Annotated in this window: 16 protein-coding genes; 15 read left to right on the top strand and 1 reads right to left on the bottom strand. The window is 54.3% G+C overall.

Annotated elements, in window-relative coordinates:
- Positions 1–4 precede the first annotated feature (4 nt).
- The 8 genes from fmt to JUF11_RS01675 all read left to right on the top strand — a co-directional run bounded on the left by fmt (position 5) and on the right by JUF11_RS01675 (position 8,000).
- Positions 5–952 (top strand): methionyl-tRNA formyltransferase, encoded by a 948-nt coding sequence (gene fmt / locus JUF11_RS01710; RefSeq protein ID WP_204118047.1) that lies wholly within the window; start codon positions 5–7, stop codon positions 950–952.
- Complete coding sequence (gene rsmB, locus JUF11_RS01705; protein ID WP_204118046.1) at positions 936–2,273, top strand: 16S rRNA (cytosine(967)-C(5))-methyltransferase RsmB; 1,338 nt, start codon at positions 936–938, stop codon at positions 2,271–2,273. Before fmt ends, rsmB begins: the two co-directional genes overlap by 17 nt.
- Positions 2,274–2,282: 9 nt before the next feature.
- Positions 2,283–3,026: a Stp1/IreP family PP2C-type Ser/Thr phosphatase gene (locus tag JUF11_RS01700; protein ID WP_125579592.1), complete on the top strand. Its 744-nt coding sequence runs from the start codon at positions 2,283–2,285 to the stop codon at positions 3,024–3,026.
- The gene (pknB, locus tag JUF11_RS01695; RefSeq protein ID WP_204118045.1) at positions 3,023–5,020 is read left to right on the top strand and encodes a Stk1 family PASTA domain-containing Ser/Thr kinase; all 1,998 of its coding nucleotides are present in this window, start codon (positions 3,023–3,025) and stop codon (positions 5,018–5,020) included. Before JUF11_RS01700 ends, pknB begins: the two co-directional genes overlap by 4 nt.
- Positions 5,013–5,927, top strand: a complete 915-nt coding sequence (gene rsgA / locus JUF11_RS01690; RefSeq protein ID WP_236000362.1) for a ribosome small subunit-dependent GTPase A — start codon at positions 5,013–5,015, stop codon at positions 5,925–5,927. Before pknB ends, rsgA begins: the two co-directional genes overlap by 8 nt.
- A gap of 21 nt (positions 5,928–5,948) precedes the next feature.
- Entirely contained in the window at positions 5,949–6,596 is a 648-nt protein-coding gene (gene rpe / locus JUF11_RS01685; protein ID WP_204118043.1) for a ribulose-phosphate 3-epimerase, read from the top strand.
- Entirely contained in the window at positions 6,593–7,258 is a 666-nt protein-coding gene (locus JUF11_RS01680) for a thiamine diphosphokinase (RefSeq protein ID WP_204118042.1), read from the top strand. The genes rpe and JUF11_RS01680 overlap by 4 nt, the downstream gene beginning before the upstream one ends.
- 133 nt (positions 7,259–7,391) lie before the next feature.
- The gene (locus JUF11_RS01675) at positions 7,392–8,000 is read left to right on the top strand and encodes a hypothetical protein (protein WP_204118041.1); all 609 of its coding nucleotides are present in this window, start codon (positions 7,392–7,394) and stop codon (positions 7,998–8,000) included.
- A 152-nt stretch (positions 8,001–8,152) separates the two neighbouring features.
- Here the strand turns inward: JUF11_RS01675 and rpmB are convergent, their stop codons facing one another.
- A complete protein-coding gene (gene rpmB / locus JUF11_RS01670) occupies positions 8,153–8,338 on the bottom strand; it encodes a 50S ribosomal protein L28 (protein ID WP_082603255.1) in 186 nt (61 codons plus the stop codon).
- A 529-nt stretch (positions 8,339–8,867) separates the two neighbouring features.
- On the opposite strand from rpmB, the gene JUF11_RS01665 reads away from it, so the two are divergent.
- From JUF11_RS01665 to smc, 7 genes are all read left to right on the top strand, one after another.
- Positions 8,868–9,233 carry an Asp23/Gls24 family envelope stress response protein gene (locus JUF11_RS01665; protein WP_125579598.1) on the top strand — a complete coding sequence of 122 codons (366 nt, stop codon included), beginning with the start codon at positions 8,868–8,870 and terminating at the stop codon, positions 9,231–9,233.
- A 26-nt stretch (positions 9,234–9,259) separates the two neighbouring features.
- Complete coding sequence (gene fakA, locus JUF11_RS01660; RefSeq protein WP_204118040.1) at positions 9,260–10,933, top strand: DAK2 domain-containing protein; 1,674 nt, start codon at positions 9,260–9,262, stop codon at positions 10,931–10,933.
- Positions 10,934–11,027: 94 nt separating this feature from the next.
- The gene (recG, locus tag JUF11_RS01655; protein ID WP_204118039.1) at positions 11,028–13,067 is read left to right on the top strand and encodes an ATP-dependent DNA helicase RecG; all 2,040 of its coding nucleotides are present in this window, start codon (positions 11,028–11,030) and stop codon (positions 13,065–13,067) included.
- 18 nt (positions 13,068–13,085) lie between these two features.
- Positions 13,086–14,084, top strand: coding sequence for a phosphate acyltransferase PlsX (gene plsX / locus JUF11_RS01650; RefSeq protein WP_204118038.1), 999 nt, complete (start codon positions 13,086–13,088; stop codon positions 14,082–14,084).
- A 58-nt stretch (positions 14,085–14,142) separates the two neighbouring features.
- Positions 14,143–14,388 (top strand): acyl carrier protein, encoded by a 246-nt coding sequence (gene acpP / locus JUF11_RS01645; protein ID WP_204118037.1) that lies wholly within the window; start codon positions 14,143–14,145, stop codon positions 14,386–14,388.
- A 631-nt stretch (positions 14,389–15,019) separates the two neighbouring features.
- Entirely contained in the window at positions 15,020–15,715 is a 696-nt protein-coding gene (gene rnc, locus JUF11_RS01640; protein ID WP_204118036.1) for a ribonuclease III, read from the top strand.
- A gap of 18 nt (positions 15,716–15,733) precedes the next feature.
- Complete coding sequence (gene smc, locus JUF11_RS01635) at positions 15,734–19,288, top strand: chromosome segregation protein SMC (RefSeq protein WP_204118035.1); 3,555 nt, start codon at positions 15,734–15,736, stop codon at positions 19,286–19,288.
- Position 19,289 lies beyond the last annotated feature (1 nt).

Genomic DNA, 19,289 nt, shown 5'->3' with positions numbered 1-19,289 from the left:
TATTTTGACCAGTGTGATTTTTATGGGAACGCCGCAGTTTGCAGTACCAATTTTACAAGCCGTTGCTGCCAGTTATGACGTCTTAGCGGTGGTGACCCAACCGGACCGCAAAGTCGGTCGCAAGCAACTACTGGCGCAATCGCCGGTCAAACAGGCCGCGCTGGCTTTGCACTTACCGGTGCTCCAACCCGAGAAGCTCAGTGGCAGTCCTGAATTAGATCAAGCCATTGCGCTGGCGCCAGATTTGATTATCACCGCAGCATACGGCCAGTTTTTGCCGACGAAATTCTTGAACGCGGCTAAAATCACGGCCGTCAACGTGCATGGCTCCTTGCTGCCGAAGTATCGCGGTGGAGCGCCGATTCAGTACAGCCTGATCAATGGGGATACTGAAACTGGCGTCACCTTGATTCAGATGGTCAAAAAGATGGATGCTGGTGGTATGTGGGCACAAGCTAAGCTGCCGCTGACCCGCCAAGATGACAGTGGGACGGTGTTTGAAAAGCTCAGCCTAATGGGTCGAGATCTCTTGATGAAGACCCTGCCGGCGATTATCGCCGGCGCCCAACCAACGCCGCAAGATGAAAGCCAAGTGACCTTCTCACCCACCATCAAAAAAGAAGAAGAACACCTTGATATCAGCCTCACTGCTGAGCAGCTCGACAACTGGGTGCGCGCCCTGCGGCCAGAGGTGGGCGGCTATGTTGTCTTGAACGGTGAACGGGTCAAATTATGGGCCGTGACACCGCTGACTGAGGCCACCGGGCAGGCGCCAGGCACGGTGGTTCAACGCACGAAAAAACAACTGGTAGTCGCCGCTGGTCAAGGCACGATGTTTAGCATCCAAACCATTCAACCGGCCGGTAAGGCCCAGCAGCCGATTGCTGCGTTTTTGAACGGGGCAGGGCGCACCATTAAAGAAGGAGACTTGATCATTGGCGAAACCGACTGATCCGAGAACCTTAGCGGTCACTATTTTGGCGAAAGTGGCGGCGCAAGGCAGTTATGCCAACTTGACTTTAGATGCCACACTGCGCCAGCATGATTTGAGTCCGCGTGACACCGCGTTGGTGACTAATCTGGTGTACGGCGTGATTCAGCATGCTTTGACATTGGATTATTATCTCAAGCCCTTCGTCAAAGACCGCAAGTTAGATCCTTGGGTGCATGCACTGCTGCAAACCGCGGTCTACCAAATGGTGTACTTGGATAAAATTCCGCTGCACGCGATTTTCTATGAATCCACCGCGATTGCTAAGCGCATGGGCAATGTTGGCATTGGTAAGTTTGTGACGGCGGTGCTGCGCAATTTGCAGCGCAGCCAGCGTCCAGATTTGACCAAGCTGCAGCCGGCCGCTTACCGAATGTCCATCATGTACAGCATTCCGGAATGGTTAGTGGCGAAGATGATCGAACAGGTCGGGGCGACGAAGGCGGAAGCCATTTTCGCGACGGTTGACCGGCCGGCGGCGGCTTCGCTGCGCGTCAACACCACTAAAATCACCCCAGACCAATTACTGGCTGAGTTGAAACAGACTTTACCTGACGTGGCAGTGAGTGCATTGACGCCAGTCGGGTTAGTGGCACCAGGCGGGCACTTGGCGGGGCTATTGGCATTTGCCGCTGGCGAGTTCACCATTCAGGATGAAAGTTCGATGCTGGTGGCGCCAAGCCTTGAGGTTCAGCCTGGCGACCAGGTGCTGGATGCCTGTGCTGCGCCTGGGGGGAAAACGACCCACATCGCGCAATATCTGGATGCGGCGGAAGGGGGCCAGGTGACGGCGCTGGATCTGCATCCGCATAAGGTCCAGTTGATCACGGCCAATGCCAAAAGGTTGGGCCTGGCGGATCGGGTGACCGCAATGGCGATGGACGCCCGCGAAGCAGCGGATACCTTTGCTCCAGGCAGTTTTGACAAGGTGTTGGTTGATGCACCGTGTTCAGGGCTGGGGCTGATTCGCCGTAAGCCCGAAATTCGTTATGATAAAGATCCAGAATCCATTGCTAAATTGCCTGAAATTCAGTTCGAAATCCTTGACGCAGTGGCATCTTTAGTAAAACCTAATGGACGCTTGACCTATAGTACGTGTACCATGGTGGAAGAGGAAAATCAGGCGGTGGTGGCGCGGTTTTTAAGTGCCCACCCTGAATTTTCAGCAGTGGCGGTGCCGACGCTAACGCCAGTCAAGGCGCATGGCGCGCCGGCCTTGCAACTGTTTCCCGATGACTATGGCACGGACGGGTTCTTTATTGCTAGCCTTGTGCGGAATTAGGAGTAATGCATGGAATACACCTACCGAACCGATATCGGCCGGAAACGGCCGAACAATCAAGATTACGTGGGGCTGTTTGCCAACTTAGCCGGCTCGACTTTAGCCATTGTGGCAGACGGCATGGGCGGCCATCAAGGCGGCGATGTGGCCAGTGAAATGGCAGTCTCGCATCTTGGCTATGCCTTCGAAAGTACCAGCACCACCGATGTTGAAACCATCGTGCGGTGGCTGATTTTTGAGTTGCAGCAAGAAAACGATGTGATTTTGGAAAAAGCCAAACGCTATGCAGATCTGATGGGGATGGGTACCACCTTGGTCGCCGTCATCATTTCTGGTAGCCGCTTTGTGGTGGCGAATATTGGCGATTCGCGGGCTTATCTCTACCGCGGCGGCCATTTGCTCCAAATCACTGAGGATCACAGTCTCGTGAACGAGCTGGTGAAAACCGGGGAGCTCACGCCGGAAGAAGCACAGCGCTTCCCGCAGCGCAATGTCATCACCCGCAGCTTAGGCGTCTCGGAAGACGTCGATGCCGACGTGACGATTTACGATATGGAATACGATGATTACTTATTGCTTTGCTCGGATGGCTTGACCAACCAAGTCAGCGATGAGGAAATCGCCAAAGTGATTGCCAGTCCCACGCCGATCGGCGAAAAAGCGGAGCAGTTGATCACTATGGCCAATGCCGCTGGTGGTCCGGATAATATTTCGGCCTTGATCATTCACCAAGATTGGAGGGAGCAGCCATGATCGAACCAGGATACATTCTTAGCGAGCGCTATAAGCTGCTCAAAACCTTGGGTGAAGGCGGCATGGCCAATGTGTATTTGGCCCATGACCTGATTTTGGACCGCGACGTGGCGGTCAAAGTGCTGCGGCTTGACTTACAAAATGATCCCGACACCAAGCGCCGGTTTCAGCGTGAGGCAATGGCGACCACTGAGCTGGTGCACCCGAATATCGTGTCGATTTACGATGTTGGGGAAAGTAACGACCAGCAATACTTAGTGATGGAATACGTGCGGGGGTCGGATCTGAAGAAGTACATCGTTGAGCACTTTCCGATTCCTTACCAGCGCGTGGTTGATATCATGGAGCAGATTTTGGCGGGGATTCAGGTGGCGCATGATCACAACATCATTCACCGCGATTTGAAGCCGCAAAATATCATGATTGACGAAAACGGCAACGCCAAAATCACTGACTTTGGCATTGCCGTGGCGCTGTCAGACAATTCCATGACTCAAACCAACTCGCTGCTGGGGTCGGTGCACTATTTGTCGCCGGAGCAAGCGCGCGGCAGTATGCCGACCAAGCAAAGCGATATTTACGCTTTGGGGATCATTTTATTTGAGATGCTCACTGGCACGGTGCCATTTGAAGGCGATTCGGCGGTGTCGATTGCGCTCAAGCACTTCCAAGAAGAAATGCCTTCGGTGCGCGATTTTGATCCGCGCATTCCCCAAGCCTTGGAAAACGTGGTCCTGAAAGCCACCACCAAGGACCCAGCCAACCGCTACACCAGTGCCTCTGCCATGGCGGCAGATTTGAAGACGTCCTTGTCCTCGGCGCGGGCGCATGAGGCCAAGTTTGTGCCTGACAGCAACGATTTGGATGAAACCAAAATTGTCCCTGTCGTGTCCTCGCAAACTGCCACGCCAGTTGCGGCTCGCTCCGAGGCGCAGGCGCCGCAAACCGACGCGAAGGCCACCAAGGCCAAACCGAAACGCAAAGGCGGCTGGAAGAAATGGTGGCCGGCGATTGTCCTCGGCGTGCTGCTGGTGGGGCTGATCACCATGCTGATTTTGGCCTTCAGCGGCGGCAAAGGTGATGCCACAGTCCCAGACTTAACGGGCATGTCGCAAACCCAAGCCGAATCGGCGCTGGAAGCAGCCAATCTCGAATTAGGTAACGTCACCAAAGCCAGCTCGAATACCGTGGCGAAGAACAAGGTCATTCGCTCCAACCCCGCCTCTGGGGCCAACTTGAAATCTGGTCGCAAAGTGGCGATTGTCCTGAGTACGGGTAAGAAGCGCTACACCCTGAAGGACTACACCGGTGAGAAGTATTCAACGGTCAAAAAGAAACTTGAAAAAGTGGGCTTTGACGTTAAGGCCGACCGCAAGAGCAGCGATACCGTGCCGGCCGGTGAAATCATGGATCAGTCGGAACCTGAAGGCAAACGCCTGGTGGCTAAGGGCACCGAGCTCACGTTCACGGTTTCCAGCGGGCCCAAAACAGTTAAGCTCCCAAGCTTCCTTGGGCAAAGCGAAAATTATTTCAATACTTGGATGACCGCCCATGGCCTGACCCCGCAAGTCTCTCAAGAATATAGCGACACGGTGGCCAGTGGCAATATCATCAGTCAAAACCCTGACCAGGGCACCGCCATGTCAAAAGGTGATACCGTTAGCGTTGTGATTTCTAAGGGTGTTGATCCAGCCAAGAGCAGTGCAAGTAGTTCCAGTTCTGAAGCTCAGACGCAAACTGTGACCCGCAATCTGACGATTAGCTATCAAGCACCAAGCGGAGAATCCAGTGGCTCTGGTAGTAGCGCCTCGAATCAGATTACCATTTACATTCAGGACAGTAAGCACTCGCTTAGTGACGTCTTTAAGACGATGACCATCAGTAGCGACACCACCGTTCAGTTGCAGTTCCAGCTCAACAATGGCGATACCGGGGCTTACCGCGTGATGAACAATGGTCAAGTGGTGCAATCGGAGGATAATATTGGTGGCTGATTCTGAGCAATTGGAAGGCCGAATTATTCGGCAATTAAGCGGCTTTTATGATCTTGATGTCGCTGGCACCATCTATCGTACCCGTGGCCGCGGCAACTTACGCAAAGAAAAAATCACCCCATTAGTGGGTGATTTTGCCACTTTCACGCCTGGAGCGGGGCCTGATGACGAAGGTTATTTGCTGGCGCTTGCGCCGCGGAAAAATGCCTTGGTGCGTCCGCCGGTGGCCAACATCGACCAGGCCATTTTGGTGGTGGCGGCGGCGCAACCGGATTTCTCCTTGAATTTGCTGGATCGCTTTTTGATTTATCTGGAAGGCAAGCAAATCCATGCCGAAATCTATGTCACCAAAACCGATTTGGTCACGGCCTCGCAGCTGGCTGACATTCAAACCGCTTTGCGCGGTTATGAAGCAATCGGCTATCGCACTTTTCTGAGCCAACCGCCATTTGCGGCGGCGACGCTAGATGCGGTGCGCGCCTCGTTCAAAGACCAGCTTACGATTTTTACCGGCCAAACTGGCGCCGGCAAATCGACCTTAATTAATCATCTGGTGCCAGGTCTGGAATTAGCTACCGGCGAAATTAGCAAGGCCTTGAATCGGGGGAAGCATACGACGCGCACCACTGAGTTATTTATGGCGGCTGGCGGCTTGGTCGCTGACACCCCAGGCTTTTCTTCGCTGGGTTTGCTTGATGTGACGCTGGATGACTTGCGCGAGCGGTTTCCGGAGTTTAACGCGGTGGCTGATCAATGTAAGTTCCGCTCTTGTCAGCATGTCAAAGAACCGGGCTGCGCGGTTAAAGCTGCGGTGGCCGCTGGCACGATTATGCCGAGTCGCTATGACAATTACCTGCAATTTCGCGAGGAATTATCTGGGCAACGGCCGGTTTATACCAAAAAGTAAGGCTTCGAGGAGGAAAATTTGATGAAGATTGCACCGTCGATTTTAAGTGCGGATTTTGCGCATCTCGCCCGGGACATTGAAACGGTTCAGGCAGCCGGTGCGGATTTGCTGCATGTTGACGTGATGGACGGGCATTTTGTGCCGAATCTCACTTTCGGCCCCAGCATGGTCGCTGCGATTCGGCCAGTGACGTCGCTACCACTGGATGTGCACTTGATGGTCTCTGATCCTGAAGCATGGCTGCCAGCCTTTGCTAAGGCTGGGGCTGACAAGCTTTTGATTCACGCTGAAGCCACGCAGAACTTGTACCATGCCGTGCAGCTCGCGCAAAGCCTGGGCGTTCAAGCCGGGGTTGTCGTCAACCCTGGCACCAGCCTGACGGTGATTGAGGAAGTCCTGCCGATTGTGGATCAGGTCCTAGTTATGACCGTTAACCCTGGCTTTGGTGGGCAGGCGTTTCTGCCGGCGATGGCGGATAAAGTCGCGCGGCTAGCCGCCATGCGGCAAGCACATGACTGGCATTTTGCCATTGAGGTCGATGGCGGCATCAACGACCAGACCATCAGTAGCGTCAAAGCCGCCGGTGCCGATATTTTTGTGGCGGGTTCCTTTGTCTTTACCCAAGGTGAACCAGAAGCCCAGATGACCAAGCTGAGGCAGGCCAAATGACCACCTTTAATCTGATGGTTGGCGGGCCCGCCGCCGCGTTGCCGGCGAATTGGCAACAGCTTGACGGCCAGTGGGTGGGCGTCGATCGCGGTACCTTACGTTTGCTGGCGGCGGCGCTGACGCCGGCGTTTGCGGTAGGGGATTTTGATTCGCTGACCCCTGACGAATTGGCCCAGGTGAAAACGCAAGTGAAAACGTTGCATCAAGCCCCGGCTGAAAAAGACGAAACCGACACGGAAATGGCCGTCCGGTTTGCATTTGAGGCTGGCGCTGACCAGGTGCGCCTGGTGGGGGCTACCGGCGGGCGCTTAGATCACTTATTGTCTAATCTGTTCCTGCCGACCCAGCCGCGCTTTCAGGTTTTTGCCGATCAAATTGAACTGGTTGATGCGCAAAATCAGGTGCGCTTCTATCGACCTGGTCGGCATACCTTGAAGCCTCAGTCAGCGTATCCTTATCTTGGCATTGTGCCGCTGACGGCGATTAGCTTGCTCACCATCCAAGGGGCTAAGTATCCACTCCAAGATTGGTCGAGTCAGACGCCATTTTCCTGGGCGTCCAATGAATTTGTGGGCCAAACGCCAGTGACGATCCAATGGCAATCAGGGATGGTTGCCGTTATCTACAGCCGCGATCGGTTGGGCCAAAAACAAAATAATTAAACGGAACCGCCATTTTCATTTCGAAACTGGCGGTTTTCTTGTGGGCGCTTGCACCGATTTCGCTTTGCCCATATAATGATTCTGTTTGGGGATGGGTGGAGGTCAACATGAAATTAATGAGCAACTTTTTTCCGTGCCATTATATCGGGAATTAACCTTAGGGGCCTTAATCGTCCTCTTTTTGGTGATTTATTATTTACGCTATGTCCACTTTGCCAAAATGCCAGACAGCCGGCATGCGCGCCTGCGATTGGACAGTCTGATTAAAGGGACGCGGTGGCTACTGATTGCCTTGTTGCTAGCGCTGGTAGGGTTGATTATTGTTGATCGCACCGGTGTGTTGACCACGAAAACTGCGTCGGTGCAAACAAGTCATCAGGCGAAGGCGAAAGCGTCAGCTAGCAGCGCCAAGCATACTAAGAGCAAAACTAAGGCAAAGGCCCCGAGCGCGTCGTCCACTACCGCCTCCAGTCAGAGTAGTGATTCAAACGTCATCTCAGATGAATCTGAATCCTTGAGTTCGGCGCATTTTCAAGCCCTGCAGGTGGTCACAAAGTATTACCAGACCAACCCTGACGCTAAGGAACCTGACCGCGTCTATCGCTATCGCAGTGAGCAGACTGGCAACGCCGGGGTGAAGGTCACTGAAATTGGTGGTTATGTGCCGGTGGGTCAACATCAGCTGAAACTGACCCATGTGTATTGGGTTTATCCCAGTGGGATGTTTGATGTTGTAAAGTAATAGCAAAGCGCACTTAAAACGCAAAGCAGGCACCGTGCGAGTTCAATGAGGGACTCACGCGGTGCCTGTTCTTGCTTACGGCTGGTTGAGCCAATTCGGTTCAAGCCAACAAAAAAAGCGCCCAATAGGGGACGCATTTTCATTAACTCCGGTTAGACCCGGGTCACTTTACCTGATTTAAGGGCGCGAGCAGAAACCCAAACGCGTTTCGGCTTGCCATCGACCAAGATACGAACCTTCTGGAGATTAGCCTTCCATGCACGACGGCTGGAGTTCAAAGCGTGTGAGCGCTTGTTCCCAAAAGTCGTGTGGCGGCCGGTAATGACGTCTTTTGCCAATTCTCGGACCTCCTTGCTTATTCGCGGGTTGCGAATTTTTCACTCAACTAACTTATCATACGGCCGGGTTGATTGCAAGCATTTCAAGCAATTTTACTTGACAGGGGGATGCGCGGCCAATGCGACGTGGTGGTTAGGGATCGTAGGAGCAGCAAAAGTTGGACCTGGAGAAGACAACGCTTGTCGCTCTGCGTGGCTTGTAATTACGCTGCGCTGGGCAACGCCCGAGCAGCTAGCTACAGCCCGTCCCTCGAAGGCAAAGTGCGCCTTCAATGAGCGGGCTTAGGCTACCTGTTGGGCTAAATGCGCCCAGCTCTGCAGCCTGAAACCGCAGGCCATAGTCGCGCGGTTTTAGGCCAACGCCTGAGCGATTAGCTACGCACCAAGCCTCGCAATCAAAAATCGATGGCAATGCTTGGTGCTAGGCTACTCTTCAGGCTAAGGGCGGCCTGAAACCGCAGCCTGCTTTCAAATCCCGGGAGGCTATGCTAAACTATTTGGGAAATACCTAAGTATAGGGGGTCATCGCATGGCGGTGAAAATTAAGACCAAGTACGGTACCATCGATATTTCGAATAATGTTATCGCCACAGTGGTTGGCGGGGCGGCGACTGATATTTACGGTATCGTCGGCATGGCCAGTCGCAACCAGATTCGCGATAATCTTAACGATATCCTCAATCGCGAGAACTATTCGCGGGGCGTCGTGGTTCGCCAGGCGGACAACGGGGTCACCATCGAGGTCAATATCATCGTTGGCTATGGCACGAAGATTTCCGAAGTGTGCCGTAATGTGCAGGAAAAAGTCAAATACAACCTTGAAACAATGCTTGGCGTGACCACCCAAGAAGTGACCGTCATCGTCCAAGGTGTGCGTGTATTGGGCACGGACTAAGCCGGCAGGTCAAGGAGGATTATCGAGTGGAAGTTACAGAAATCACAGCAGCGAAGTTTCAGGATATGATCCGCGTCGCTGCGCATCGCATTAAACAAAATGCCGAGTTCGTGAACTCACTGAATGTTTTTCCAGTGCCAGACGGCGATACCGGTACCAATATGACGCTGACCTTCCAAAGCGGCGCAAAAGCGGTTTTGGAAAGTGATCGTGATTCCGTAGGTGAACTGGCTCAGCATCTTGGCAAAGGACTGCTGATGGGGGCGCGGGGCAATTCTGGGGTGATCTCCTCCCAGTTGTTCCGCGGCTTTGCTAAAAATGTCATCAACAAAAAGACGTTGTCAGCGCAGGATTTAGCCGATGCATTTGCCGCTGGGGTGGAAACAGCCTACAAAGCGGTGATGAAGCCGGTTGAAGGGACAATTTTAACGGTCGCGCGGGAAGCTGCTAAAGCGGGGCTGAAGGCTGCCGCGGCCTCTGACGATACCATCGTCGTGATGGATGCGGTCACTAAAGCCGCTAAGCGCGCCTTGGCGAAGACCCCGGATCTGTTGCCTGTGCTCAAAGAAGTCGGTGTCGTCGATTCCGGCGGCCAAGGGCTGGTCTTTTTGTATGAAGGCTTTGGGGAGGGGCTGTCTGGTAAGGCCAGCGACCCAGCATACACCCCGGACGATAAAGAAATGGAAGAGATGGTCAACGCCAAGCATCACCAAGGGGCCCAGACCCAGCTCAATCCTGACGATATTGTTTATGGGTACTGCACGGAAATGATGGTGGAACTGGGTAAAGGCGAGGCGCCGAAGCCATTTGACTATGAAGCGTTCCGCAATTACCTGAACAGTCTTGGCGATTCGACCTTAGTCATTGCTGATGATGAAGTGGTTAAAGTCCATGTGCACACTGAGCACCCAGGTACCGTCTTCCGCTATGGTCAGCAATTTGGCGCCTTGGCGAAGATTAAAGTCGACAACATGCGCTTGCAGCATGAAAGCATTATTGAACGTGAAAGCGAAAATGAACAGGCCAAAGCGCCGCAACCATTAGCCGAAATTGGCGTGGTGGCGATCGCGGCTGGGGCCGGCTTAGGCGACTTGTTCAAGAGTTTGGGTGTGACCGCAGTGCTTAATGGTGGCCAAACCATGAACCCAAGCACGAATGATATCCTTGAAGCCATCAACCAAGCTCATGCGAAAAATGTCATTGTGCTGCCGAACAACAGTAACATTTTCATGGCAGCGGAAGAAGCTGGCAAGGCGGCCGAGGTTAATGTGGCGCTGGTGCGGAGCAAGACGATCAACCAAGGCCTTACTGCGATGCTCGGCTTCAACCCTGACCAAACGTTGACCGCCAACCAAGAATCCATGACTGAAGAGCTCGGCAACGTGGTTTCGGGCAGTGTCACGCAAGCTATTCGGGACACAGTGATCGATGGCCTCACCATCCACAAAGATGATTACATGGGGATTATCGACAACAAGATCAAGGTCAGCGAACCTGACCGGCTGCAAGCCACCATCGATATGATTGAAGCGATGGTCGACGAAGACAGCGAAATCGTCACTCTGATCGTCGGTGAAGATGGCAAGCGCGATGAAGCGGAAGCCATTGAAACGGCCATCACCGAGGCCCATGAAGACCTTGAAGTTGAAATTCACGATGGTGACCAACCGGTTTATCCATACTTGGTTTCGGTCGAATAAAGCTAGCCGCGCGGTTCGCCGCGCTTTTTGCAAAACGTGGAGGCAGAGTCGCTTTGCCGCCACGTTTTCTGTTTCATGGAAAGGAGGGGTTTGCTTGACCCTACACGATTCAGTGACGGTCCTGCCTGGAGTGGGACCGAAGCGCCAGCAAGCCCTGGCGGAACTGGGCCTGCGTACGGTGGGTGATGTGCTGTTCTATTTTCCTTTTCGCTATGATGATCTGCAGGTTAAAGATCTAGCCGAAGCCGCCGATCAAGAGAAGGTCACCCTGAAAGGGGTCGTGGTGGCACCAGCCGTGGTGACGCGGTTTGGACCGCGCAAAAGCCGCGTCAATGTCCGCGTTCAAGTCGATCACGCGATTGTGCTGGTGACGTTTTTCAACCAGCCTTGGCTCAAAGACAAGTTTGAGCAAGGCACGGAAGCCGCTATTTATGGCAAGTGGGATGCGAAACGCCACACGCTTTTGGGCATGAAGGTGCTTGCCACACAAACCGAGGACACTCCGTCATTAGCCGGGATCTATCCGACCAACAAAAACATCCGGCAAAGCACGCTCGTTCAGCTGGTGAAGGACGCCTGGGCCGATGCTGGCAGTGAGATTCAGAATGTCGTGCCGGCAGCCGTACGGGAACGATTTAAGCTCATGTCCGATCAGGAAATTGTCCACGGTATGCATTTTCCCGACACCCCAGCCGAAGCTAAGGCTGCCCGGCGCAGCGCGATTTTCCGCGAGTTCTTCCTGTTTGAATGCCAAATCCAAGCCCTGCGCGAAGACAGTCAAACCGTCAGCAATGGCCTCGCGATTCCTTATGACAACGCCGCGCTGAAGGCGCTGATCCAGACCTTACCATTTGAATTGACCACGGCGCAAAAGCGGGTGGTCAACGAAATTTGCCTGGATATGAAGTCGCCGCATCACATGAACCGGCTCCTGCAAGGCGATGTCGGCAGTGGGAAAACGATTGTGGCGGCGATTGTGATGTACGCTGCAATCACGGCCCGCTATCAGGCCGCTTTGATGGTGCCAACTGAAGTGCTGGCGGAGCAGCATTACGCCAAGCTGACCAAGCTCTTTGCCGATTTTCCAGTGAAGCTGGCACTGCTGACAGGGAACACCACGACGGCCGCCCGCCGTGACATCACTGCGGGCCTGCGCAGCGGCGAGATTGACCTCGTGATTGGGACCCATGCCCTGATCCAAAAAAACGTCGACTTTGCTAACCTCGGTTTGGTCATCATTGATGAGCAGCATCGGTTTGGGGTCAATCAACGCAAGATTTTGCGCGACAAAGGCTTGAAGCCGGATCTGCTGGCGATGACCGCCACGCCGATTCCGCGTACCCTAGCGATCACGGCTTATGGTGAAATGGATGTCTCGACGATTGATGAATTACCAGCAGGCCGCCAGCCCATCACCACGACCTGGGTGCGTAAAAATCAACTGCGTGGGGCCTTTGACCGGGTGCGGCAGGAGCTGCAGGCTGGCCACCAAGTCTTTGCTATTACGCCGCTGATTGCCGAGTCCGAGAAAATCGATTTACAAAACGCCGAGCAGCTCTACGAAGAGCTGAGCCGTGAATTTGACGGGGTAGCGAAGGTCGCTTTGTTGCACGGCCAAATGAAGGCGGAAGAAAAAGATGACATTATGCGGGCATTCAGTCAAAATGAAGTCCAAGTGCTGGTGTCGACCACCGTGGTGGAAGTCGGGGTGGATGTGCCGAATGCCACGGTGATGCTTATTTTTGACGCCGATCGCTTTGGCCTCGCCCAGTTGCATCAGTTGCGCGGGCGGGTCGGTCGCGGTCATGCGGCTGCGTACTGCATTTTGGTGGCGGATCCGAAAAATGATACCGGCGTGGCGCGCATGCAGGTGATGGTGGAAACGACCAACGGCTTCACCATTGCCGAAAAGGATTTGGAATTACGCGGCAGTGGGGATATTTTTGGCGCTGCCCAAAGCGGCTTGCCGTCGTTCAAAATCGCCGATCCCGTGAATGACTACAACACGTTGAATGCCGCGCAGCAGACGGCGGTGCAGCTCTTCAAGGCTGATCCTAGCTTGTCCGCCGCCGAGTTTGCCCCGCTGCGGGCTTACCTAGCGGCTCAGCAGCAAAAAGTCGGAAGTTTAGATTAACGAATTGGAGTGATCAAGATGAAAATTGCCATTGATGCCATGGGCGGCGACCACGCCCCAGAAGTTGTGATTCAAGGCATCGCGCAGGCGCGCGATGAACGCCCAGAGCTGGAGTTTTTGGTGTATGGCGACGAAACGAAAATTCGCCCGCTGCTGGCCGATGATACCCGCATGACGATTATTGATACCAAAGAAAAAATCAACAGCGACGATGAACCGGTCCGTGCCATTCGGAGCAAAAAACAGGCCTCGATGGTGCTAGCGGCGCAAGCGGTGAAAAACGGGGAAGCTGACGCGATGATTTCGCTTGGCTCTACCGGCGCGCTGCTGGCTGCTGGACTCTTCATTGTGGGTCGGATTCGTGGCATTGATCGCCCCGGCTTGATGCCGACCTTGCCAACTACCGATGGCGCTGGCTTTGTGATGCTGGATGTGGGCGCCAACGCCGAAAACCGGGCCTCCCAGCTGGTGCAATACGCCGTCATGGGGAACTTCTACGCCCACGATTTGCGCGGCCTGGCTAAGCCCAAAGTAGGGCTCTTAAACAATGGCACTGAAGCTAACAAAGGCGACGCGCTGCATCAGGAAACCTATCAGTTGCTCAGTGAGCTCGACGACATTGACTTTATCGGCAACGTCGAATCCGATTCCTTGCTGAAGCATGCCGCCGATGTGGTCGTCACCGATGGTTTTACCGGTAACGCGGCACTGAAGGCGATTGAAGGGTCAGCTAAAACCATTTTAGGTCTGTTGAAGCATGCCATCATGGACAATGGTCTGAAAGCCAAACTTGGCGGCGCCTTGCTCCGCAATGGGATTAAAGAAATTGCCACCACCTTTGATGTCTCCAGTTATGGCGGCGCCGTGCTACTCGGCTTGAAAGCACCAGTGGTCAAAGCCCACGGCGGCGCTGACGCCAAAGCGGTTTATTATACCGTGCGGCAGGTGGAGAAAATGCTTGAAGCACAAACCGTGCAAAAAGTCGTCGCTTATTTTGACGCGAAGAAACAGGCGTGACATTAGCATCTGAATCGGTTATGCTAAAAGCCGTGTAATAGACCAAGGAGGCGCTTTAATGACAGAGCAAGAAGCATTTGACAAAATCGCCGCGCTGATTGAGGACCATTTCCAAGTGCCAGCAAGCAAGGTGACTAATGACTTGAACTTTAAGGAAGACCTGGATGCCGACTCCATCGACACCGTGGAATTCGTCTTGGAGCTTGAGGATGCGTTCGGGGCGGAAATTCCCGATGAAGACGCAGAAAAAATTGCGACCGTTGGCGATGCCGTCAGCTATGTGATCGCCCACCAACCGAAGTAATACTTATGGCGATGTCGTTAAGGCATCGCTTTTTTCGTGGCATTGGGTTGCAGAAATCATTGCGCTTAATTGCCATTAAACCGATTCGCTGAATGTATATTTTTCGCAGAAAATGGTTTTCGCTCCGATTCAGACTATGGAGGCTTATTTTGGTAACTTGTTTAGAAGTCGAATAGACAACCACCGTAGGACAGGCCAACCGGAGCAGCGAGGCTCGAAGCGCTGGCCGCCACGTTCCAGCCCCTTGCTGCGGAGGTTGGCCTGGCCGGCAGCATCTCTGTTACCATAGTCGCGCTGCGCTGGGCAACACCCGAGCAGCTAGCTACGCATTAGGCCTCGCCGCAAAGCCCGGCGGCAATGCCTAACGCTAGGCTACCTGTCGGGTTAAGTGCGCCCAGCTCCGCAGCCTCTGCAGTCTCCACAGCCAAGTTGCGCTCCGGTCGGCAACGCTCGAGCGATTAGCTACGCACTGGGCCTCGCCTTCAAGAGCGACGGCAAGACCCAGTGCTAGGCTACTCGTCGAGCTAAGCCCGCCGACCTCTGCAGCCTGCCTTTGCTTGTGTCCCAAGATTCTGTATAATGATTAGGAGTACGCGGATGTTTGGTCTGCGGCAGAAGAGGGAGGACGACCATGGTCGCATCGGAGTTTGTGAGTGAACTAAGACAGCGTTACGGAATCGAGTTCCGCAACTTGGCGCTGCTGGATGAAGCGTTCACCCACTCATCTTATGTCAACGAGCATAAGGAGTTAGGCTTGAAGGACAATGAACGGTTGGAGTTTTTAGGGGATGCCGTGCTTGAACTGACGGTTTCCGACTATCTCTACCGCAAGTTTCCGGACCTGCCTGAAGGCCAGTTGACCCGGATGCGCGCGGCTACGGTGCAAACCCGTGCCTTTTCAGCCTTTTCCAAAGAAGCGCATTTTGATCAATACATCAAACTGGGCAAAGGCGAGGAAAATGCCGGGGCCCGCCAGCGCAAGACCTTGCTAGAAGATCTGTTTGAAGCGTTCAATGGCGCGCTATACCTTGATCAAGGGCGCGAAGCCAATATCAAGTTTGCCGAACAAATTATTTTCCCTAAAATCGATGCCGGCCAATTTTCTGCCGCGATGGATCACAAAACCGCGCTGCAGGAGTTTGTTCAACAAGATGGCGAAGTGGAGATTTCGTATCATTTGCTGAGCGAAAGTGGCCCAGCTCATGACCGCCAGTTCCAAGTGGACGTGACGGTGGATGATCAGGTGCTGGGCACCGGATTTGGTAAAAACAAAAAAGCCGCCGAGCAAGCAGCCGCCAATGACGCGCTACTGAAGCTGAAGGCTTAGTCAAGTGAGTGATGGTTCATGCAGTTAACACATCTGATTATCAACGGGTTTAAATCCTTTGCGGATAAAACCGAAATCGACTTTGTCCCTGGTTTGACCGGGATTGTCGGGCCCAATGGTTCCGGGAAAAGTAACATCACCGAAGCCATTCGCTGGACCTTGGGAGAACAAAGCGCCAAGAGCTTGCGCGGTGAAAAAATGGGCGACGTGATTTTTGCTGGGACCGCGATGCGCCCACCGCTCAATCGCGCCGAGGTCACCATGACTTTTGATAACGCCGATGGCTATTTACCGCATCAGCCGGCAGTCGTCACTGTGACGCGCCGGCTTTTTCGTGATGGTGAATCCGATTTTCTGATCAATAATCAAAATGTGCGATTGAAAGATATCGTGGATCTATTCATGGATTCCGGGCTAGGGAAAGAGAGCTTCTCGTTTATTTCTCAGGGCCGCGTGGAAGCCATTTTTAACAGCAAGCCGGAGGACCGCCGCGGCATTTTGGAAGAAGCCGCCGGCGTTTTGAAGTACAAGCAGCAAAAAGCCAAGGCCGACAGCGAACTGAAGACGACGCAGGATAACCTGGATCGGGTCAATGATATCGTGGTTGAACTGCATCGCCAGGTTACCCCGCTGGCGGAGCAAGCCTCTTTGGCCAAAGATTACGAGCGCCAAACCGCGGATTATCAAGCCGCCCACAAAAGCATTCTGGCCCTGGAAATTCAGCAGCTCGCGGCTGAGCAAACCGACACCGAAGCCAAGGCCAAAGTGACCGCGGCGACCGTGACGGCGCTGACGGAGAAAATCAAGCATCTGGAAGCCCAGTCTGAAACGTTGACGGCCAAGGACCAGGACCTAGATCAAAAACTCACTGCGGTGAATGATGATCTCTTGGGCCAGTCGATGAAGCTGGAAAACCTCACTGGGGCGGTCAATCTGTCTTCGGAACGGGCCAACAACGCCCAGGCCACCTTGACGGATCTGAAGGCCCAGGTGACCAAGACCAAGGACGATTTGGCCGACGCCAAGCAGCAAGTGGCCGCGCTCAAAACTCAGCAGGCGCACCAGCACGAGCAGAAGCTGGCCCTGGAAAAGCAGCTGAACCAGGCTCAGGCCGGCGCTGCCTCACCAGAGGCCTTGAGTGCCCAACTGGACAAAGCGCAGGCTCAATACATTGATTTGTTGCAGCAACAAGCGCAAACCAACAACGATTTGGCCGCCACAGAAAAAGACCAGCAGGTGGCGCACAACCAAAATGCGGCAGATCGAGAACGGCTCGCGGCGCTCAATAAACGTCAGCAAGCACAACAGGAAACCGTTGACGGTTTGATTGCGGCAGTGGCTACGGCTACCACAGCAGTCGCAGAAACGCGGGCGGCTAGCGGCCAGGCGCAAGCTAAGGCGGAATCAGCTCAGCGCGACTACGCAGACGCCGCCGAGCGGCTCAACCAGGCCCAAACTATTTATCAACGCGCCAAAGCTCGGTATGAAACCTTGCAGGAGCTGAAAGACGACTATGCGGGGTTCTACTCTGGAGTGCGCGCTGTGTTGAAGCACAAAGCAGCACTGCCTGGTGTGATTGGCGCCGTCGCTGAATTGCTGGCAGTGCCGGCCAAGTATCAGCAGGCCTTTGATATTGCCCTTGGTGGTAATCTCCAAGCGGTGGTCACTGACAGCGAAGAAGCAGCCAAGCAGGCGATTACTTATCTAAAGCAAACCCGCGCTGGCCGAGCAACCTTTTTGCCGACTAGTGTGATCAAACCGCGGCTGCTGCCGGCGGCGATTAAAGCCACGGTGGCACATGCGCCTGGGTTTGTGGGAATCGGCGCTGAGTTGGTGCGGTATCGCGAGAATGTGGCGCCGGTGATGGAAAATCTGCTGGGGAGTTTGCTGGTGGCCGAAACGCTGGATGCCGGCATTAAACTGGCAAATTTGACTCATCACCGCTACCGCATTGTGACGTTAGATGGCGATATTCTAAACCCTGGTGGCGCGCTGACAGGGGGGCAAGTAAAGAAACAAGGCGTGTCGCCTTTGGCTCGGACGCAGGAAGTGACGCAGTTGCATGCGCAGCTACGGGAAATGACGGCGGCCTTGACCAAACAGCAAAGCCAAGTGGCGGCGCTCCAAACCGCTTTAACGGCCGCCCAAGCAGAGGCCACCACTAAGGCGCAGGCGGCTAGTCAAGATGAAGCCGACTTGCGGGCGCAAAAGGTGCAACTCGAGGCCCAGCAGTCGACTTTAACCCAGCTCAAACGCCAACGTGAAGCCCTGAAGCTCGCTGGGGTGACTGAGGCCGATTATGAAAGTAAGCTGGCCATGTTGCAGCAAAAGGCGCGTGACATTAAGGCTGACTTGGCAGCGGCTCAGCAGTTGATTGATACGACCAAGGCCCAGCAAAACCAAGCGGCAGCCTCGGCCGCCGAAGTGCAGACGCAAATTAGCGACTTGCAAACTCGGCTGGCTGTGCTGAAGAACGAGGCCAAAACCACCGCTGCTCAGCTGGCGCAGTGGCAAGACGCGACCCGCGATCGTGAGGCCGAGATTGAATCCTTAACGGCGCGCATCGACAAAATCACCAAAGAGGCTAAGCAAAGTACCGCAGACAAGCAAACCCGCACGCAAACCATTGCGGCGCTCAAAACCAGCACGGCGCAGTTGCGAGCGGAGCAAGACCGACTGACCAAGGCTAAGGCCGCCAACCGCGGTGAATTGAGCCAGGTCTCTGCCACCATCACCACGACTTATACCCAGCAGCACACCGCCATGGCTGAGGCCGAGCAGCAGTCGGTGGCCAAAAACCGCATCAAAATCAACTTAGACAACCGCTTAAGCACCTTGGCGGAAACCTACCAGTTGACCTTTGAAGCGGCCTTGGCCCAAACCACCGCGAAGCCTGAGGAACTGCCTCAGCTCAAATCCAAACTGAAGCTGATTAAGCGTGGCTTAGACGATTTGGGGCCGGTTAATCCCAACGCGATTGCGGAGTATGAAAACGTTAAGACCCGCTTTGACTTTTTGACCAAGCAGCAAAATGACTTGCTGGATGCAAAAGGCCAGCTGGAAGCCACGATGAATGAGCTGGATGATGAAGTTAAAACCCGCTTTAAGGCGATGTTTGATCAAACCAACGCCGCCTTTGAGCAGATTTTCCCGCAGATGTTTGGGGGCGGTGAGGCGCACTTGAGTCTGACGGATCCCGACGACCTGCTGCATTCTGGCCTGGAAATTTCCGCACAGCCGCCGGGCAAAAAGCTCCAGCGCCTGTCGCTGCTGTCTGGGGGTGAACGCGCGCTGACCGCGATTGTGCTCCTGTTTGCGATTTTGAAAGTGCGGCCAGTGCCATTTTCCATTCTGGATGAAGTCGAAGCCAGCCTGGATGAAGTCAACGTCGATCGCTTTGGCCGGTTCTTGCGCGACTACAGCTCCGATACTCAGTTCATCGTGATCACGCACCGGCGCGGCACCATGCTGGCGGCGAATATGTTGTACGGCGTGACCATGCAGGAAAGTGGGATTTCGAAGATGGTGTCGGTATCGTTAGATCAGATGCAATCCGAACAAGCACCGGCTTAAC

Source organism: Lacticaseibacillus suilingensis, from assembly GCF_016861845.1.
In the GTDB taxonomy this organism is placed as follows: domain Bacteria; phylum Bacillota; class Bacilli; order Lactobacillales; family Lactobacillaceae; genus Lacticaseibacillus; species Lacticaseibacillus suilingensis.
This window is presented reverse-complemented; position numbering and strand designations above follow the sequence as displayed.

What these genes read in the sequence shown, in the direction of transcription:
- JUF11_RS01700 (WP_125579592.1), top strand. Translation starts at nt 2,283, where the DNA reads ATGGAATACACCTACCGAACCGATATCGGCCGGAAACGGCCGAACAAT.
- pknB (WP_204118045.1), top strand. Translation starts at nt 3,023, where the DNA reads ATGATCGAACCAGGATACATTCTTAGCGAGCGCTATAAGCTGCTCAAA.
- rpe (WP_204118043.1), top strand. Translation starts at nt 5,949, where the DNA reads ATGAAGATTGCACCGTCGATTTTAAGTGCGGATTTTGCGCATCTCGCC.
- JUF11_RS01680 (WP_204118042.1), top strand. Translation starts at nt 6,593, where the DNA reads ATGACCACCTTTAATCTGATGGTTGGCGGGCCCGCCGCCGCGTTGCCG.
- JUF11_RS01665 (WP_125579598.1), top strand. Translation starts at nt 8,868, where the DNA reads ATGGCGGTGAAAATTAAGACCAAGTACGGTACCATCGATATTTCGAAT.
- plsX (WP_204118038.1), top strand. Translation starts at nt 13,086, where the DNA reads ATGAAAATTGCCATTGATGCCATGGGCGGCGACCACGCCCCAGAAGTT.
- acpP (WP_204118037.1), top strand. Translation starts at nt 14,143, where the DNA reads ATGACAGAGCAAGAAGCATTTGACAAAATCGCCGCGCTGATTGAGGAC.
- rnc (WP_204118036.1), top strand. Translation starts at nt 15,020, where the DNA reads ATGGTCGCATCGGAGTTTGTGAGTGAACTAAGACAGCGTTACGGAATC.
- smc (WP_204118035.1), top strand. Translation starts at nt 15,734, where the DNA reads ATGCAGTTAACACATCTGATTATCAACGGGTTTAAATCCTTTGCGGAT.